This window comes from Anaeromicrobium sp., assembly GCF_025210435.1.
Lineage (GTDB): Bacteria > Bacillota > Clostridia > Peptostreptococcales > Thermotaleaceae > Anaeromicrobium.
In genome coordinates this window covers 1-18524 of sequence record NZ_JAOART010000056.1, presented here as the reverse complement: position 1 = coordinate 18524, position 18524 = coordinate 1, and the positions used below count along the sequence as shown (strand labels likewise).

The 18524-nt window shown below is 31.8% G+C and carries 19 protein-coding genes; 1 reads left to right on the top strand and 18 read right to left on the bottom strand.

Features of this window, described 5'->3' with window-relative positions:
* Position 1: 1 nt before the first annotated feature.
* The 13 genes from N4A57_RS06755 to N4A57_RS06695 form a co-directional block, all read right to left on the bottom strand.
* The gene (locus tag N4A57_RS06755; RefSeq protein ID WP_293657053.1) at positions 2–1114 is read right to left on the bottom strand and encodes a DegT/DnrJ/EryC1/StrS family aminotransferase; all 1113 of its coding nucleotides are present in this window, start codon (positions 1112–1114) and stop codon (positions 2–4) included.
* Between the two features lie 57 nt (positions 1115–1171).
* The gene (locus tag N4A57_RS06750; RefSeq protein WP_293657051.1) at positions 1172–1636 is read right to left on the bottom strand and encodes a VanZ family protein; all 465 of its coding nucleotides are present in this window, start codon (positions 1634–1636) and stop codon (positions 1172–1174) included.
* On the bottom strand, positions 1623–2270 hold the full coding sequence (locus N4A57_RS06745) for an acetyltransferase (protein WP_293657049.1): 648 nt from the start codon (positions 2268–2270) through the stop codon (positions 1623–1625). Before N4A57_RS06745 ends, N4A57_RS06750 begins: the two co-directional genes overlap by 14 nt.
* A gap of 4 nt (positions 2271–2274) precedes the next feature.
* Entirely contained in the window at positions 2275–2862 is a 588-nt protein-coding gene (locus N4A57_RS06740) for a sugar transferase (RefSeq protein WP_293657048.1), read from the bottom strand.
* Positions 2853–3995: a glycosyltransferase family 4 protein gene (locus N4A57_RS06735; RefSeq protein WP_293657046.1), complete on the bottom strand. Its 1143-nt coding sequence runs from the start codon at positions 3993–3995 to the stop codon at positions 2853–2855. Before N4A57_RS06735 ends, N4A57_RS06740 begins: the two co-directional genes overlap by 10 nt.
* 21 nt (positions 3996–4016) lie before the next feature.
* Positions 4017–6077 carry an O-antigen ligase family protein gene (locus N4A57_RS06730; RefSeq protein WP_293657045.1) on the bottom strand — a complete coding sequence of 687 codons (2061 nt, stop codon included), beginning with the start codon at positions 6075–6077 and terminating at the stop codon, positions 4017–4019.
* Positions 6078–6088: 11 nt separating this feature from the next.
* Positions 6089–7363, bottom strand: a complete 1275-nt coding sequence (locus N4A57_RS06725) for a GumC family protein (protein ID WP_293657044.1) — start codon at positions 7361–7363, stop codon at positions 6089–6091.
* Positions 7364–7474: 111 nt separating this feature from the next.
* Entirely contained in the window at positions 7475–7906 is a 432-nt protein-coding gene (gene fabZ / locus N4A57_RS06720) for a 3-hydroxyacyl-ACP dehydratase FabZ (RefSeq protein WP_293657043.1), read from the bottom strand.
* Between the two features lie 143 nt (positions 7907–8049).
* The gene (locus N4A57_RS06715; RefSeq protein WP_293657042.1) at positions 8050–8340 is read right to left on the bottom strand and encodes a rod-binding protein; all 291 of its coding nucleotides are present in this window, start codon (positions 8338–8340) and stop codon (positions 8050–8052) included.
* An 82-nt stretch (positions 8341–8422) separates the two neighbouring features.
* The gene (locus tag N4A57_RS06710) at positions 8423–8788 is read right to left on the bottom strand and encodes a four helix bundle protein (RefSeq protein WP_293657040.1); all 366 of its coding nucleotides are present in this window, start codon (positions 8786–8788) and stop codon (positions 8423–8425) included.
* A 107-nt stretch (positions 8789–8895) separates the two neighbouring features.
* Positions 8896–9687, bottom strand: coding sequence for a flagellar basal-body rod protein FlgG (gene flgG, locus N4A57_RS06705; protein ID WP_293657038.1), 792 nt, complete (start codon positions 9685–9687; stop codon positions 8896–8898).
* A gap of 186 nt (positions 9688–9873) precedes the next feature.
* Entirely contained in the window at positions 9874–10944 is a 1071-nt protein-coding gene (locus tag N4A57_RS06700; protein ID WP_293657037.1) for a flagellar hook-basal body complex protein, read from the bottom strand.
* A 431-nt stretch (positions 10945–11375) separates the two neighbouring features.
* Entirely contained in the window at positions 11376–12407 is a 1032-nt protein-coding gene (locus N4A57_RS06695) for a rod shape-determining protein (RefSeq protein WP_293657036.1), read from the bottom strand.
* Positions 12408–12749: 342 nt separating this feature from the next.
* Here N4A57_RS06695 and spoIIID point away from each other — a divergent pair, with 342 nt between their 5' ends.
* Positions 12750–12998, top strand: a complete 249-nt coding sequence (gene spoIIID / locus N4A57_RS06690) for a sporulation transcriptional regulator SpoIIID (RefSeq protein ID WP_095134726.1) — start codon at positions 12750–12752, stop codon at positions 12996–12998.
* A gap of 206 nt (positions 12999–13204) precedes the next feature.
* On the opposite strand, the gene N4A57_RS06685 is transcribed toward spoIIID, so the two are convergent.
* From N4A57_RS06685 to N4A57_RS06665, 5 genes are all read right to left on the bottom strand, one after another.
* Entirely contained in the window at positions 13205–14002 is a 798-nt protein-coding gene (locus N4A57_RS06685; RefSeq protein WP_293657034.1) for a M23 family metallopeptidase, read from the bottom strand.
* 72 nt (positions 14003–14074) lie between these two features.
* Positions 14075–15061: a stage II sporulation protein D gene (spoIID, locus tag N4A57_RS06680; RefSeq protein WP_293657032.1), complete on the bottom strand. Its 987-nt coding sequence runs from the start codon at positions 15059–15061 to the stop codon at positions 14075–14077.
* Between the two features lie 405 nt (positions 15062–15466).
* The gene (gene murA, locus N4A57_RS06675) at positions 15467–16723 is read right to left on the bottom strand and encodes a UDP-N-acetylglucosamine 1-carboxyvinyltransferase (protein WP_293657031.1); all 1257 of its coding nucleotides are present in this window, start codon (positions 16721–16723) and stop codon (positions 15467–15469) included.
* A 163-nt stretch (positions 16724–16886) separates the two neighbouring features.
* Positions 16887–17600 (bottom strand): YwmB family TATA-box binding protein, encoded by a 714-nt coding sequence (locus N4A57_RS06670; RefSeq protein ID WP_293657030.1) that lies wholly within the window; start codon positions 17598–17600, stop codon positions 16887–16889.
* A 238-nt stretch (positions 17601–17838) separates the two neighbouring features.
* Positions 17839–18393, bottom strand: a complete 555-nt coding sequence (locus N4A57_RS06665; RefSeq protein WP_293657028.1) for a DUF1694 domain-containing protein — start codon at positions 18391–18393, stop codon at positions 17839–17841.
* Positions 18394–18524 lie beyond the last annotated feature (131 nt).

Below are 18524 nucleotides of genomic sequence, written 5' to 3'. Positions count from 1 at the left end.
CCTATACCTTGTATTTTTTCAGTACATCACTCAATTGCTCTACTACATATTCAATTTCTTCTTTTTTCATGCCTGTATAAAACGGAAGTGCTATGGTTTGAGTTGCTACTTTTTCTGTAACTTCAAATTTTTCTTTTAACTTATCCTTATAAAAAGGCTGTACATGTATTGGTGTAAAATAAGGTTTACATCCTACACCTCTGTTTTCAAGTTCTTTCATAACTGAATTTCTATCTATATTTTCACCAAGTCTTATTACATACACAAACCAACTCATACTATTAACATCTTCATCTATATATGGAATGGTTACACCTTCTACATTTTTTAGTAGTTGATTGTATGTATTTGCTACTCTTTTTCTTTTTTTAAGTATTTCTTCTATTCTCTCCATCTGAACAACGCCTAGTGTTGCGTGTAGTTCACTAAGTCTATAGTTGTATCCTAATCTCTTATGGTATAACCATGTTCCTGTAATAGCTCTTCCTTGAGATCTATAACTTTTACAAAGTTTTGCCATATTATCATCATCCGTTACTATAATGCCACCTTCACCTGTAGTAATTTGCTTGTTAGGATAAAAGGCAAATACTCCTGCATGACAATTTTCACCACATTTGATTCCTTTATACTCACTGCCTAGTGCTTCACAAGAGTCTTCTATTACTTTTAAATTATATTTTCTAGCAATCTCATTAACTCTATCTATATCTACTGGATGTCCAAATACATCTACTACCAATATAGCCTTTGTCTTTTCTGTAATTTTTTCTTCTATTTTATCTATGTCTATATTTAATGTTTTTTCATCGATATCTACAAATACAGGTGTGGCCCCTTCAAATAATATACAATTAGCTGAAGCTATAAATGAAAAAGGAGTAGTTATTACTTCATCTCCAGTACCTATTCCTAATGACTTTATAATTAAGTGAAGACCACTTGTACCACTGTTTACTGCAATGGCATGTTTTACCCCTATGTAATCTGCTATCATCTTTTCAAATTCTTCTACTTTAGGTCCAATACTTAATATTCCTGATTTTAATACGTCTGTCACTGCATCTATTTCCTTTTGTGTTATATCTGGTTTGGCTAGAGGTATTTTTTTCATATATAGTCTCCTTGTGTGTAGTTTAGAGTTTAGATTTTAGGGTTCAGAGTCAAAACCCTAAAATCTAAATCTTTTATTTAATACTTTAATTATAATAAATATTATTATAGTTCCTGTTAATGCAGCTATGGAGTCTAGGTATACGTCCCTAAGCATTGCTCCTCTACCTGGTATAAAGTATTGATGTATCTCATCAGATGCTGCATATATGGTTGAATATGACCAACCTTTTATATATATTTTACTTGTATTCATAAAATATATAGATAAGGTCATTAGTGTTCCTAGTCCACAGTATTCTATAAAGTGAGCGCTTTTTCTAATTAATTTTTGTAGTTGAAATATTCTACTATCTCCTACTATTGTCTCTTCCCCTGATTTTAGAACCTCCATATCTACTAGGATTTTTCCTGATTGAATCCTAGATATTTCTGCTGGCTGATTGGAAAAATAGAATATTATACTCATCCAAATCAATGTACTTATCCATACACTTATTTTTATATATTTAATATACTTCATGATATTTTATTGGTTTTGCAGGAATGCCTACTGCTGTACAATGTGATGGAATATTTTTTGCTACTACTGCACCTGCACCAATAGTTGCCCACTCTCCAATCCCCATATTATTTATAATATTTGTTCCTGTACCTATATTGACCCCTTCTTTTACGTGTACATTTCCTGATATATTTACACTTGGTAGTATGGTACTATAGTCTTCTATTACAGCATCATGACCTATAGTACAATCTAAGTTTATTATTACGTGTTTTCCTATATGTATATTTGTAGTGATAATAGTTCCTGCACATACTATACTACCTTCTTTAATAGTTACAAATTTTGATTTTAGTACACTTGGATTAATTAATATAGCATAATTTATATTATATTTATTAATTTTATCTAATATTATTTTCTTAGTTTTTGGATTTCCCACTGCACATACTACGTATATATTGGGATATTTTTTTAGTATATCTAATCCGCCTAAAACTTCATATCCATTTATATAAGTATTGTGTTTCAGTTTATCGTCATCCACAAAACCAAGTAAATTCCAGGTATCTTTTTCTCTATTAATTTCTTCTACTAACCAGGCCACTTCTCTACCAAAGCCGCCTGCACCTATTATGATTAGATTCTTCATACAATCACCTTATTTTAAAGTTTTCTTCTTCACCATATATGCCATCTCGTTTTAATACTACTCTTATAGTTTTTAAAAGTATCTTTATATCAAACATAAAAGAATAATTATTTACATATTCCACATCATACTCTATTCTATTAGGCCACGATATGCTGTTTCGTCCATTTACCTGTGCCCAGCCAGTTACTCCTGGCTTCATTTTAAGTCTTTGTCTTTGAAAATCATTGTATTCTTTTACTTGATACTCTAATGTTGGTCTTGGCCCTATTATACTCATATCTCCCTTTAATATGTTTATAAGTTGCGGTAACTCATCTAAGCTAGTTTTTCTTAATAATTTACCTATTTTAGTTATTCTAGGATCATTTTCTTCTGTGTAGTAGCCTGATATTTCGTAGGCATTAGTCACCATAGTCCTAAACTTGTACACATTGAATAGTTTCTCGTTGAGACCTACCCTTTCTTGGATAAAGAATACAGGTCCCTTTGAATCTAATTTTATTAATACTCCTATTACTATTAATACTGGTGATAAAATTAATAGTATAATTAAAGACATTATTTTATCAAATAGATTTTTTATAAACATAATCTGTTTCCCCATTTTAGATTTTTAAATACTTCCATTTGTTTTTCTAATACGTGCTCTTCTGAAAAGTGATTAGTAACTCTTTTTCTAGCACTTTTGCCCATTTCTTTAGCTTTCTTCATATCTTTTAATATTATTTCTAATGAATTAGCTAACCCATCAATATCTCCAGGTGAATAGATTACTCCCGTATCCTTTGTTATTTCTTCTCTGCTTCCCCTTATATCTGTTCCTATTACAGGTAATTCCATTGACATGGCTTCTAATAGTGATACGGGCATTCCTTCTCTGTATGATGGTAATACAAATATATCCATTCCTTTTAGGATTTCTGGAATATCATCTCTGTAGCCAATAAATATTACACTTTCTTTTATATCATGATGTTTTATAAGTTTATCTATTTCTTCTCTAGTATTATTATCTCTTTCATTCAAATTATCTGGACCTACTATTAGTAATTTTGTATTTCCATATTCGTTTTGTATTTTACCATAGGCTTTCACCAAATCTAAAATACCTTTCTCTTTTACAATTCTTCCTATAAACCCTATTACTATATGCTTCTCTTTTATATTAAATTCCTCTCTAACATTAGAATCTATTTTATCAGGACTAAATTTTTCTATATTTATTCCCACGCCATTTATATTTTTTATTTTATCTTCGTGACAAAATTTTTCTTTAATTGCTAAATTATAATCCTCATTATTTACTGTAAAAATATAATCTGTAAAATATTTTATCATATATTTTTCTATATAATAAAATATTTTGCTATTTAAATATAATCCATGAGCCGTATATATTACCTTATCTACTTTAGCAATCTTTGCAGCTATTCTGCCTAACACAGATGCTATAGGTGTATGGGTATGTACTATGTTTATTTTTTCATTTTTAATTATTTTAAATATATTCCGTATAGTTTTTATATTTGACACAGGACTTATTTTCCTATCTATATTTATGTTGTATACTTTAAACCCTTCTTTTCTTATTAAACCACTGCTTCCCGTATCAGAACAAACACATATGACTTCATAATTATTTTCTTTAAGTTTTTTCATAAGAGGAAGAATAAACTTATATATGGTTTTATCTATAGCTGCTACTTGAAGAATTTTTGTCATTTAATCTCCCTCATTTACTTTTCAAAATTTTTCTTTTAATTCTTTCTTAGAACCTTCAATATTATTTTTAGTTTTCTCTGATAATTCCATAGGTTTAATAGATTTTTTTGAGAACTCATTAAATTGATTTTCTACTTCTATTACTTTTTTATAATATTCTCTACTTTCTTCTTTTCTATCTTTTTCATACATTAATTTGCCAGCTTCGTAATATACATCAGATTTTATTTCATAATTCTGTAATTTCAAGGGTTGTACTTCAACTAATCTATCTGCTATTTTTAATCCTTCTTCTAGGTATCCTGTTCTCAAATAAAAGGACATTGCATTTCTAAGTATATTCCTGTCATATGAACTTAATTCTACTGCTTTATCAAACTGATTTTTAGCTTCTTGCTTTTTCCCTGCTGCCATATAGAAGCGACCTAAATCAGATTTATATTTTGCCTCAAAAGGATCCGATTCTGTTGCTGCCACAAGATACTCTATTCCCTTTCCTAGATCTTGTCTTACAATAGCTGCAGCCCTTTCTCCATTAACACTAGCCCAGTATATGGATGTAGAACCTACTAAGGATATTAACATTACTGCTAGGACCAAATACTTCCATGATATTTTCTGATCTGTTAATTTATCATCTTCCACATATATACCTATCAATGCCCATAATACTAATGATAGAGCACTTAGAGACAAATCAAAATCTACTAAACTATGTATTATAAAAGTCATAATACTTATAAATATACTTATTTTCATAGAATCTAGTTTGTATTTTTTTATCTTAAATAAATCTTTAATCAGTAATAATATTATCATTGTAAAAGAACCGATTCCTATTAATCCCGTTTCTACAAACATTTGAACAAAGTAACTATGTGCTTCTGTAGTGTAATAATCAAAGGATTGATACATAGGATATAGTGTTTTCCATCCACCACCACCAGTTCCAAATAGGGGATAATCCTTGATTATTTTAGATGCGTCTTTATAGAATGTTATTCTGCCTTCCACATTTTTTTCCCTGTTTCCAACCATCAAAAATCTTTCCATTAATGGTTTTGGTGTGACCTTTATTATGGTCTTAGTTACTATGTTCACTTCCTGGTCTGTTCCTATTTTATCCAAGTCTACAACAAAGCTCGTTCCTATTATGGAAGAAATTAATATTATGATTCCTATACATATGTAAATAGTCTTTTTCTTTATTCTAGAAAATCTAAACCTCATCTTGTAGTTTAGATAAGTCACTAATATTGTGACTACTAACATAGTTCCATATATGGACCATGATATAGCCCCATTATTATTCTTTAAACTCTTATGAAATAAAAGGGCAAAACCAGTTCCTACCAAAGCATAGGATATATTATATAAAAGTATTTTTATACTATTATTGTCTATAATCACATATAATAACATAAGTGGAATCACCATTAAAAACATAGCTCTTGAATAGGTCAATACAAATGCAAAGAAAAAAGTAGTACATAATATTCCATATAAACATTTGTGTTTTAAATTATATCTATCTGATGCATAGTATACTCCAATAAAGAATAATACGCACATATAAGATGCCAATGCATTAGTATACTGTAGTGTAGAGTTTAAACGTCCCCATGTGTATGCCCCATTATAACTCCATGTACCTATGGCACATCCTATACCTACTAAAGCAACTCCAAAACCACTTATAAGTATGATATTCAATAGTACATGTTTAATTTTTCTATCTTTGTTAGCATAATATCTAACAACATAATATATAACAAAATAAGCTGAATACCTTAATGCCTCTCCAATGGCAAGTCTTATATTTACTCCATAGGTTATAGATATTAAGTACATTAACCATAATCCTAAAACGAACATATCACTTAATGATTTTATTATTTTATTATTTTTTTTAGTTAATATCCATATTAATCCAACTACAATTATGGCCATACTAGTAGGGATAAACTCTTTTTCAAAAAATAGCCCTCTTAAATATGGTGGATATAATATGAGTACACTTATGCAAAATAGTAGAAATTTATCTATCCCAGTGATTTTCTTTACTCCCAAAGTATTTTCCACAGGTTCTCCCCCTATTTAACTAGTTCTTTTTCACTTTCTTTCCAATACTCCATAAAAAACGCTACAAATACTCCTATCATTAACCCTAATACAATAGCTATAGCCACATTCAATTTCTTATTTGGCCCCGCTGGTTCCATGGGTATTACTGCATCTGATACTATGCTAATGGCCGCATCTCCTATTGCAGAGGTTTTAGCTATGCGAATTTCTTCATATTTTTTCAAGAAAGAATCGTACGTATTTTGAGCAAATTTAACCTTTTCGTTTATTATTCTCTCTTCATGTTGTCTTTCTGCCAATTTTATTTGTAAGCTTTCTAATTCCCTTTGAGTTTTTCCTATCTTTTCCTTAACATTAACTTTCTCTGCTTTTACAGTAGCCAAATATGTTTCTAAATTGTTTATGCTATTTTTCATAGACATATAGTTACTATTTAATATTTCCTCAGTTACATTTACTTCATATAATTCTTTACTACCTTGTCCTAAACTATCTTTAATAGTATTAAACATTTCAGTGTTATCAGCTAAAGATTTTTTTAATTCTATCTTTTCTGGTGTACTGTTTAATATTTCCTTTGATTTACTTAGCTTTGCCAATGCCTTCTTTTCTTCCACTTCCACATCTATCAATTTAGCCTTATATTTAGTTATAATGTCTAATTTTGAATTTACTTCCTTAGATAATTCTTGAGTTCCCTCTGGTTTTTGTAGGAATTTTTTGTATTCAACCAGTGTATCATTTAACTTAGATTTTTCTTGTTCTAATTGTTCTTTTACATATCCTTCTGATTTAGTTGCTTGCTTTTTTGCATTGTTAGATACAAATTTAGTGAACTCTTCTCCTATGGAATTGGCAATCTTAGCTGCCATTTCAGGATCTGAGTATTCTATAGTAATAGTTATAAGATTTGTGTCTTTTACATTGTCCAAAGAAATCATATTTTGCAAACTTCTTCTATTAATATTTAATTTATCCAATTCTAATTTTTTGATTACTTCATCTATTATGTGTGGATTATTAACCTGTTCCTTATATGTTTGAACATTCATTTGAGGATATTGGTTTATTGTGTCTAATATACCATCTACCCCACTAGTGTCTTTATTCATCACCTTGTTTATATCTGATGTCATCAATATGGTTTTAGCTTCATATACTGGATCTAGTACAAATAAACTAACTACTACTGCACAGATGATAAAAAAGGCTGTTATTCCTGATATTATTTTTTTTCTTTTTAATAGTATTTCTATGAGTTCTCTTAGGCTTATTTCTTCCATTTGTTAACCTCCATTAACTTTGTTAGCTGTTACGATAGTTATATCTTGATTATATATTGTCAAGCTTTTTTACCGCTATCCGCTGACTGCCTACTGCTAACTTTATAGTTTTTACTTATTATCTACCACTGCAAACTTAATAGTAGCCTTACAAGCAACTTCATCTCCTACATAAGCCACGGCTTCACCTTTTCCCATGCCGCGTCTCATGCTAACCATTTCCACTTCTAGTCTTAGAGTATCTCCAGGCACTACCTGTCTTCTAAACTTAGCTCCTTCAATTCCTGTAAACATGGCTAATTTTCCTTTATTTTCTTCCATGCTAAGTACAGATACAGCTCCTACCTGTGCTAGGGCCTCTACAATAAGTACTCCTGGCATGATAGGATTTCCTGGAAAGTGACCTTGAAAAAAAGGTTCATTTATAGTAACATTTTTAATTCCTACTGCTCTTTTTCCTATTTCCATTTCAGTTATTTTGTCTATTAATAAAAATGGATATCTATGGGGAATTATTTCTTGTATTTCTACATTGTTTAACACGTTGTTCATCTCCTTTTTATACTTAGCATTTTAATTCTACCCTACTAGGATAATTTTTTCAACCATTCGACAGTATGTTACACATTTTTCATACGTTTTTCCATATTTATCTAACTATCTTTCTAAAAAGGAAGAATCAATAACTATAAGTTATTGATTCCTTTATTCTTTATTAATTGTTTATACATTTGGCTAGCTAAACCTAATCCTCTGCCCCTTGCCATATTAGATGCAATCTTTTCATCTAGCATATCCTCAAAGATTTCTCTACCATGGCTTTTTTCCGTCAAATCTGAATCTCCTATGGTGTTTTTCATGTTTTTGAGCATCATATTTACAAAATACTCTTCAAATTGATTACAAGCTTCTTTTAGGTCTTTGTTTTTTTGATTTGCATTGTTTAGTTGCGGTTGAGGAGTTTTTGTTATTTTCATATGTATATACCTCCATTTTGTTAGCTGTTAGCTGTTAGCTGTTAGCTGTTAGCTGTTAGCTGTTACAATTTTGTTTTTTCAATCATAAATTTTCAAGTTTTCTCAATGATTTTATTAAATTATTTAGCATCCTTAATATTTTAATTATTTCATTATTGTAGTACGTATATTTATCATTGTTTATATAACCTAAGTCTCTACCTAATAATATTAAATATTCCACTTCTGTAGCAGAACCTTTTGCAATTCTTATAAAATTTATAAACTCTTTGTTATTTGATCTACCTTGCCCTTCTGCTATATTATTAGGAATTGACACTGCTGCTCTTCTTAATTGACTGGTATAGCCATATCTTTCTTCTTTAGGAAATACAACACTCTCTTTGTATAAATTTAACACAAGTTTATGAGCTACATTCCATACTATTAATTCCTTGTAATTACTCACAATACCACTCCTACTTGCTATTCATAATAAGAGTATTATTTCCATTAGAAGAATTTATATATACATATATTTAACCGCCGTCTGCTAACCGCCTACCGCTAACTACTTTATCTTCTCAAATTATTTGCTTGTTCTAACATTTGGTCTGCCGTTTGTATGGATTTTGAGTTTATTTCGTAGGCACGTTGGGCCATAATCATTTTTACCATTTCTTCTACTATTTGAACGTTAGATGTCTCTATGAATCCTTGTTTTATATTGCCACCTTCACCTTCTTCTGCTTCCACTGGCTCTCCTGATACGGCGCTTATTCCATATAGGTTGGACCCTTTAGCTTCAAGTCCTTGTCTATTAGCAAAGGTAACTATCTTTAATAGACCTAATTCTTCTGCATCATCTTCACCTTTTCTTTTTACAGATATTGTTCCTGATCCTGATACATTGATACTTTCAAAATCTTCTCCAAGTTCTATATCACCACCATCACTTTGAACAAAATATCCATCAGAAGTGACTAATCTTGCTTCTCCATCTGTTACACTTATCTTAAAACTACCATCCCTTGTATAAAATAAATTATCATTAGCATCCCTTACTTCAAAAAAACCATCACCATCTATGGCCACATCTAACTCATTGTTCGTTTGTTCTAAGTTTCCCTTAGCAAAACTTCTAGCAGTGGCTATAGGCATTACACCATGACCCACTTCTAAATTAACTGGCTTTCCACCACTTTCGTCCGCATTACTCTTAGATAGTTTTTCATAGAATAAATCCTTAAATTCAGTTCTTTGTTTTTTATATCCTGTAGTTCCTACATTGGCCAAGTTATTAGATATGGTATCTATATTAAGCTGTTGTGCTTTCATTCCCGATGCTGCTGTCCAAAGTGAACGCATGAAAAATTCCTCCTTTTTTTGTTAGCTGTTAGCTGTTAGCTGTTAGCTGTTAGCTGTTAGCTGTTAGCTGTTAGCTGTTAGCTGTTAGCTGTTAGCTGTTAGCTGTTACGATTTTGATCTTTTTGTTATGGGTTGTCAAGTTGTTTTTTTTTACTGCTATCCGCCAACCGCCTACTGCTAACTATTTTACACCTTTCCTACTTCATTTACTGTTTTGCCTAATGTATCATCATAGGCCTTTACTATTTTTTGATTAGTTTCATAATTTCTGTACAAACTAATCATTTTAGACATTTCCTTAATAGGATTTACGTTAGATCCTTCTAGGAATCCTTGTAGAACTTTCCCATTAAATGATTTTTCTATAGGTTCTACTCTATCTTCCATCTTGTACATACTATACCCTAATTTTCTTAAATCCTTTTTATTTTCAATATCTACAATCTTTAAAGTATCCCAATACTCATTATCTAAAAGTATTTCTCCCTTTTCGTTTACACCTATTTTTTCCGCATCTATCTGAATTATGCCATATTCTCCCAATACATGGTATCCATCTTGAGTCACTAATTCCTTATTATCATTCAACTTAAAACTTCCGTCCCTCGTATACCTTATGCCTTCTGGAGTTTGTATTTGAAAAAATCCATCTCCTTCTATGGCCATATCTAAATCACTTTCTGTATTTTGCATGTTCCCTTGTAAAAAATTAGTTGCTATTTTATTTATCTTAACCCCTGAGTTTAACGTCCCTATAACTCCAGGTGGTGTAGGTATTACCAAATTATCAACTGGATTTCCATCCACTATTACTTGTCCATTTTCTCTTATTTCAAAGGATCCTTGGCCTACAAATACAGGACCCTTACTTCCTAATATTAAATGACCTCCATTAGTGTTTATACTTCCACTTGAGTTCATATCAAAGGTACTTAAATATCCATCTTCGTTAACAGTAAGCTTTAAAGTTCTTTCGTGACTAGTCATATTATCATATTTTGTTCTAAAATATCCACTATCTGTTTTTAGTTCATATCCATTTCCAACTTTTTTTACTTCTATTCCCTTACTTGGACTTTCAAGGGCTTCCCTAGGATCCACCTGCTTACTTATTAAAACTTCTGGAAAACTTTCCGTTATAACCAAATCCTTCTTATAACCTGCCGTATTCATATTAGCTATATTATTAGTTATTACATCTAACTTTTTTGTATTCACACTCATTCCCGTTGTAGCTGCATACAGTCCTCTTAACATGTTCAACCTCCGTAAGTATGGTGACAGGTTACTGGTGACAGGTCACTGGTAACTGCTATCTCTCCACCGTATATCTCTCTAACTCATTATATCGACAAAAAAAACAAAAACTTTAGAAAAACTTTTACTCCATAATCTGTCACCTGCTTCCATCATAAACTTATCCTTCCAAAGTTTTAACCATACAGTAACTTGCCTATAAGGGAAACGATTGAAAATCTTTGGAACCCTGGAACGTCACAACATCCTATGCTACTCCAACATGACACATGAACCTATATACAAAGATTCACACTTTCGCTTGTGACAAGGACTTGGGTGGAAAAGATTTTCAATGGTTTCCTGAAATAGGCCCACATAAAGCAAGTTTATACACCAGAAATCTATATAATAAAAACAAAAGACAGCTACCTAAGTACCTGCCTCCATATCTATCTATTTTTTCTAAAACTCCTAGAACTCATCATACTCTTTTCTAACACATGGAAAGACTCTAATGCTATACCCGTACCCTTAGCTACACATGTTACTGCATCTTCTGCTATATAGGTTGGTATTCCCGTTCTCTCTTCTATAAGCCTATTTAAACCATCTAGTAATGAACCTCCACCTGTCATTACAATTCCCCTATCACTAATATCAGCTGCCAGCTCCGGTGGAGTTCTTTCTAGTACCGCATGGACTGCCTCTGCTATTAAAATCACTGGTTCTTCTAGGGCTTCTAGCATTTCTTCCGAGTTAGTAGCTATGGTCTTTGGTAGACCAGAAATAAGATCACGTCCCCTACACTCCATTTTCGATAATTGTTTTTTGGGATATGCACAACCTATTTCTTTTTTTAGGGCTTCTGCTGTCCTTTCTCCAATTAGTAAATTGTGCTTCTTTCTCATATATTTAACTATATGTTCATCAAAAGTATCTCCAGCTACTTTTATGGATTTGCTAGCAACTACTCCTCCTAAAGAAATCACTGCAATATCTGCCGTACCTCCGCCAATATCCACTACCATGTTTCCATCGGGCTTCGTTATATCTATTCCAGCACCAATGGCTGCTGCAATTGGTTCTTCTATTATGTGGGCAATTCCTCCACCTGCTTCTGTTGTCGCTTCAATGGCTGCTCTTTTTTCCACCTCTGTTACACCACTAGGAACACATACTATTATCTTTGGTTTAAAAAATCTTCTTTTACCACAAGTTTTTTGAATAAAGTATCTAAGCATTCTTTCCGTTACTTCATAGTCTGATATGACACCATCTCTAAGGGGCCTTGTAGCCACAATATTGCCTGGTGTTCTACCTAACATTCTTCTAGCTTCTTCACCAACTGCCAATAGTTGATTTGTATTTTTATCTATAGCTACTACTGATGGTTCTTGTAAAACTATTCCTTTTCCCTTTATAAAAACTAATACACTGGCTGTTCCTAAATCTATACCCACTTCCATACCTAATCCAAACATAATATACTCCTTTCCTTATAATCGTATATAATCATAAAATCCTACAATTCTACATTTATCTATATATTTTTACAATTAAATTTTTTTCTACCATCCTATCTATTCTATATAACCTTTATAAATCCTTTATTTAATTTAGCATTTTTACTTTTTTGTAAACTTATTGTGTCTATTCTCTAGTTTTTAGTCAATATATTTTCATATTTAGTAATTCATAACCTATTATTAACCCTTATAAACTAGGGAATAGATATCCTTTTGTACCTTTAATTTTAAGTTCTACTACCATATAGTTCTGCATATGATTTATCAAGGGATGTATCAAAAGGGGGGTAATTTCAATTGAAAGATTATATAGAAGAAAGAGCAATAGAAATAGCTAAATATATTATAAATGAAAAAGCAACAGTTAGGCAAACTGCAAGAGTATTTGGTGTAAGCAAAAGTACAGTTCATAAGGATGTTACAGAACGTCTTCCTAAGATAAACCCTCGTGTTGCAAATCAAGTTAAGATAATACTTGATAAAAATAAAGCCGAAAGACATATTAGAGGTGGTAAAGCGACTCGAATGAAATACAGAAGCTCATAATATATACAGATAGACACTATGAAATTTTTGATTATCCAGAGAATAAATTTTTCTCTACTCATAGTTAATAGAAACCCTTAGTTAAGAGTTTAGAGTTTAGCGTTAAGATATTTTATAACTACAACCTTAACCCTGATCTCGTAACATTGTACACATATTATTATAAGATGAGAAAAAACAGGGTGAGCGCCCTGTTTTTTTATTATTTATTTCATGAATTTTTCTGGGTCTACATTTTTTCCATCTAATAGTACTTCAAAATGTAAATGGGGCTTTTCACTTATTTCGAATAAAGCAGTTTTCCCCACTCCACTTATGGTTTGACCTTGTTCTACCACATCTCCCACACTTACCATTTCTGTGGTGCTTAAATTTGCATATTTAGTAATCAATCCATTTGCATGGGCTATGGATATGGTAATTCCTAGTCTTGAATCTGTTATTACTTCTATTATTTCTCCATCAAGAACAGAAACTACAGGAGTATTTAATTCTGCTTCTATGTCAATTCCCTTATGGGTAGTGTATTGATCTAATGTCTTTGAATATGTAAGTGTATCCTCTGCATAGTTCATACCCACAGTTCCCTCTAAGGGTTTTATCATATTCATATTAGCCAAAGTAGATGAAGGAACTGCCTCTGTCTCATCTATTTTTAATACGGGAACTTCTTCATCTTTTTTAATGGTCCTAGTTTTTCTTGACACTAATGTTTTTGTTGGATCTTTAGTTTTATGAACTTTCTTTGGAACTTGACGTTGTTCTTTCATCTCAGCCCTTAATTCTTCCATTTGGTCTTCTATAAAGATTATAGGTTCGTCTATATCTTCTCCATTCTGTGCCACATTTCCATTATTAAAGTAATCTTCCCCTATTTTGTCATCTTCTACCTTATTTTTATTAACCCATACAGCACTTGTGGCTAATATGAAAACACCTAAAAATAAGGCAATATAGAAGGATTTCTTCTCTAATAATTTATAAATACTGTTTTTGTTTTTCATAAAAACACCTCCATTATGTAGTTTTGCCAGAGTGGACAAATTAATACATGGAGATGCTAATTTTTTTCATATCTATTTCATTTTCATTATGTCTACACCTATATAATAATGCTTTAATATTTCATCATACTTATATCCTTCCTTGGCCATACCATTGGCTCCCCATTGACTCATGCCAACTCCATGTCCGTATCCTACCGTATTAAATATTATATCTCCTCCACCATATCTTATACTAAAATTAGCAGATCTCAAACCTAGGACACTTCTCACATCTCTACCTCTTAATACTTTATTCCCTATTTTTATCTTTAATATTCTTCCGCCTTCACTTCTTTGGAGAATTTTTATCTGTGATTTAATATTTGTTGAATTCAAAGTAATATCCCTATATTTCTTTTTCATTTTAGATACAAATTCACTAGGTCTTAGAACATATTCGTCAGTATAATGGGGAGCTTCATTTTCATAGGGACTTTCTACACTTCTTAAATAGGGGACTGCACTAGTAAATACATCTTCTGAGTTCTCTGTTTTACCACCGCTAGTAGAATGGAATAGGGGTTGAGATATGGGTTTTTCTTCATAAGTCATTATGAGACCTTTTGTTTTTTCTACAGCCTCTTTAATTCTAGGATAATAATCCCTCATCCAATCTTTTGGTTTTATATGCCTAAGCTCAGATTCATCCCTATATACTTGACAATGGACGTCATCACAAAGTTCACTACCCTTATGTCCTGGGTTTCCCTTTCCCCCATAGGCTTTAACTCGGGATACAGCATAGCTTCTAGCAGCAATAGCTTGAGCCTTTAAGGCCTCCATTTCAAAGCTAGCTGGCATTTCTGATGATACTACGCCCTTTAGATATTCTTCTATTTCTATTTTTTCTATCTTATCTTTTTTAGTTCTGTACACGTATACATATTCTATATCCTCTTTAATAATCTTTTCTTTTTTTATAGTATTTTCTCCTATGTCGCAACTTTGTATTAGTATGGCTGGAATTATGATTATTACAATAAAAATCCATATGGTTAATCCTATTATTTTTTTCATAAGTACCTCCTTTTAGATTAGATATTCCTTATAGATTTCGTAACTCTAAGATTTATTTATACAGTAACTTGCCTATAAGGGAAACTATTGAAAATTTTTGAAACCCTGGAACGTCACAACATTCTATGCTACCTAAACATGACTCATGAACCTATCTACGAAGATTCACGCTTTCGCTTGTGACAAGGACTTGGGTGGAAAAATTTTCAATATATTTTCCTGAAATAGGCACACATAAAGCAAGTTTATGAATACGAAATCTACAGCTGACGCCACCTATCTTATAATCCTTATTCAACAAAGGGGGTTTTTATGACAAAAAAAAGATGATCAATATCCATCAACCATCCTATTTAACGACACCATACCATATAAAGTTTCTATATTTCCCAGGAAATCCTCATATTATTCAATTCTTTCAATATTAGCACCTAAACTTCGTAGTTTTTCTTCAATTTTTACATATCCACGATCCACATGGTAAATGTCATCTATAATAGTTTCTCCATCTGCCACCATTCCTGCCAATATTAAAGCTGCTCCGGCCCTTAAATCCGTAGCCTTAACTTGGGCTCCATCTAGTTTTTTTACACCTTCAATAACGGCACTTCTTCCTTCTATTTTTATGTTAGCACCCATTCTCTTTAATTCCCCCACATGCATAAACCTATTTTCAAATACAGTTTCTATTACTACACTAGTTCCCTTTGCCCTAGTTAATATGGACATAAATTGGGATTGCATGTCCGTAGGAAATCCCGGATATGGTAAGGTTTTAACGTCTGTTGGAATTATGTCCTTACTAGATATAACCCTTATGGAATCTCCCTTTTCTTCTATTATAATTCCACATTCCCTCAGTTTTGCTATCATAGGTTTTAAATGACCTGGAACCACATTACATATTTCCACATCACCACTACAAATAGCTGTAGCAGCCATGAAAGTTCCTGCCTCTATCCTATCTGGAATAATAGTATGATTGCAATGACCTAGTTCTTCAACTCCCTGAATTTTTATAGTATCTGTTCCTGCTCCCCTTATGTTTGCACCTAAACCATTTAAAAAATTAGCCAAATCTACAATTTCAGGTTCTTCTGCCACATTTTCTATGATAGTAGTTCCCTCAGCTAAGGTGGCAGCCATCATTATATTCTCTGTAGCCCCCACACTAGGAAAATCTAAATATATGGTAGTTCCAATTAATTTTTCGGCACTGGCCTCTATATACCCATGATCCACCTTTATCTGAGCACCTAAAGCTTCAAAACCCTTTAGGTGAAGATCTATAGGCCTAGATCCAATGGCACAACCTCCTGGTAATGATATTTTAGCTCTACCACATTTAGCCAAAAGAGGACCCATAACTAAAAATGAAGCTCTCATTTTTCTAATCAAATCATAGGGTGCCTCGCATACATTTACATTTTGTCCATTAATTTTTATAACCTCTGTTTTTTCTTCATAAGACACACTAGCACCTAAGGCCTTTAGCAATTCCTGCATAACTACTACGTCTTTTAAATTTGGAATTTCTTCAAGTAAACATTCATCATTAGATAATATACTAGCTGCCAATATGGGGAGTACTGAATTTTTAGCTCCACTAATTTTAACTCTTCCCTTTAATTCATCTGTTTTCCTTACTAGAAACTTTCCCACATATGCGTCCTCCTTTGTTGTTAGGTGTTAATAGTTAGTCGTTGGTCGTTAATAGTTAGATGCTTGTGGTTTTAACCACTAACGACAGACGACTAACGTCTAACCAAATAGTTAGAATAAATGTGATTTTCATCTCCCAAACCTATAACAACCAACAATACTATTAATATCCTATTGTAATCAATGGATATCCCATTATTACGTAAGTTTTTCCATCATAATTATTATATCTCATGGCAATATTTATATTTACCTTTTTTCCACCATATTGTATCCATTTTTTAAAGTTTTTAGTATATCCTGTTATGCTAACTATATTTTTATCTTCATACTCTTCTTCTACCCTTATTTTATATGTATCTATTAAATTCTTCACCACATCCCTTTTTTCCTCTTTAGTCATTTTCTTATTATAGGTTCCTATGAATGAAGTATAATAATTTATTTCCCCATATTCTTTTAAGCCCTCACTGATTTTCTCTTTAATCTTTTCCATAGATTCCTTTTTCTCAGAAGTATAATCTATTACTATATTAGTTTCTTTTATGTCTTCTCCCTTGTTACTCTGTATTATTAAAGACATATTATAATCCCCTTTATGATAAAAACCATTTATCTGTACAATATTCTCATCTGAATTATTTTCTATCTTAATTTCTTCCATATTTAATCTTCTGCTAATATCTTTTAACATACTAATGGCCTTCTCTTCGTCTACGGAACCATCCATGTTTATATGTCCATTAACATTCATCTCTTTAAAATGTCCTTTAAAATTTTCCATCATATGGTCCATTCCCATATTTTGTGCGCTAGATACAAATCCAATTCCTAAAATAATTATTAATATAATTCCAATACCTTTTATACCCCTCATCTTTTAAACCTCCTCTGATAATTATCTTTAATATAAATTTTTTATGACACAAAAAATGCAGATGCCTAATATAATCATCTGCTACAATTAATCTGCTATCATGTGCTTTTTTTAAGGAAAGAAAATGCAGCTAACAAACATGTTAAAGGGGGACGAAAACATATTTGTGCTCCACCATCTTCCCTACTATTAAAGATTATTGACCAGAGAGGTTTTTTTTATACATTTTTCTTTTTCCTTACATCATAATTCCATTGTTCTTTAATTGGCACACTCCACATTTTTCACCAGTTAATTTATCAAAGAAATTTATCTCCTTAAATTCATTAACAAAATAGGGGGCTTCTTTTTTTAATTCTTCCATATGTTCTTCACATAAATACTTACTCTTACTTTTTTTAAACTTCTCAGGTAAATGGGGCATAGTATCCATTAATACCTTACGAACTTCTACAGCTTCTTTACTGGCTAGGGTTAAAGCTATAGGCCCCCTAGTATCATCTTTTTCAATCTCCTTATATGTAATATTAGCCAATTTAGCCATATCCATTATTTTATCCCTAGTCATCTCTGGTATATCATTCCTTATAACTAACTTATCTATCCTTTCATCATTGACTTTCTCCTTCAATATAACCAATGCTTCCTTTTTCATTATTTGCTCATCTAAAAGGGCAAAGACTATCCTCTCCCTATAATCCCCTAACCAGAGCTTTTTCTCTTCCCCTTTTATCTCAAAACCACCAGCAAGTCCCATTGTTGTATATTTTTCCAATTCACTTTCAAATTGCATGCATATCACATCCTTCGTTATTCGTTAGCTGTTAGCTGTTAGCTGTTAGCTGTTAGCTGTTAGCTGTTAGCTGTTAGCTGTTAGCTGTTAGCTGTTAGCTGTTAGCTGTTTCGATTGTGGCATTTTAACTA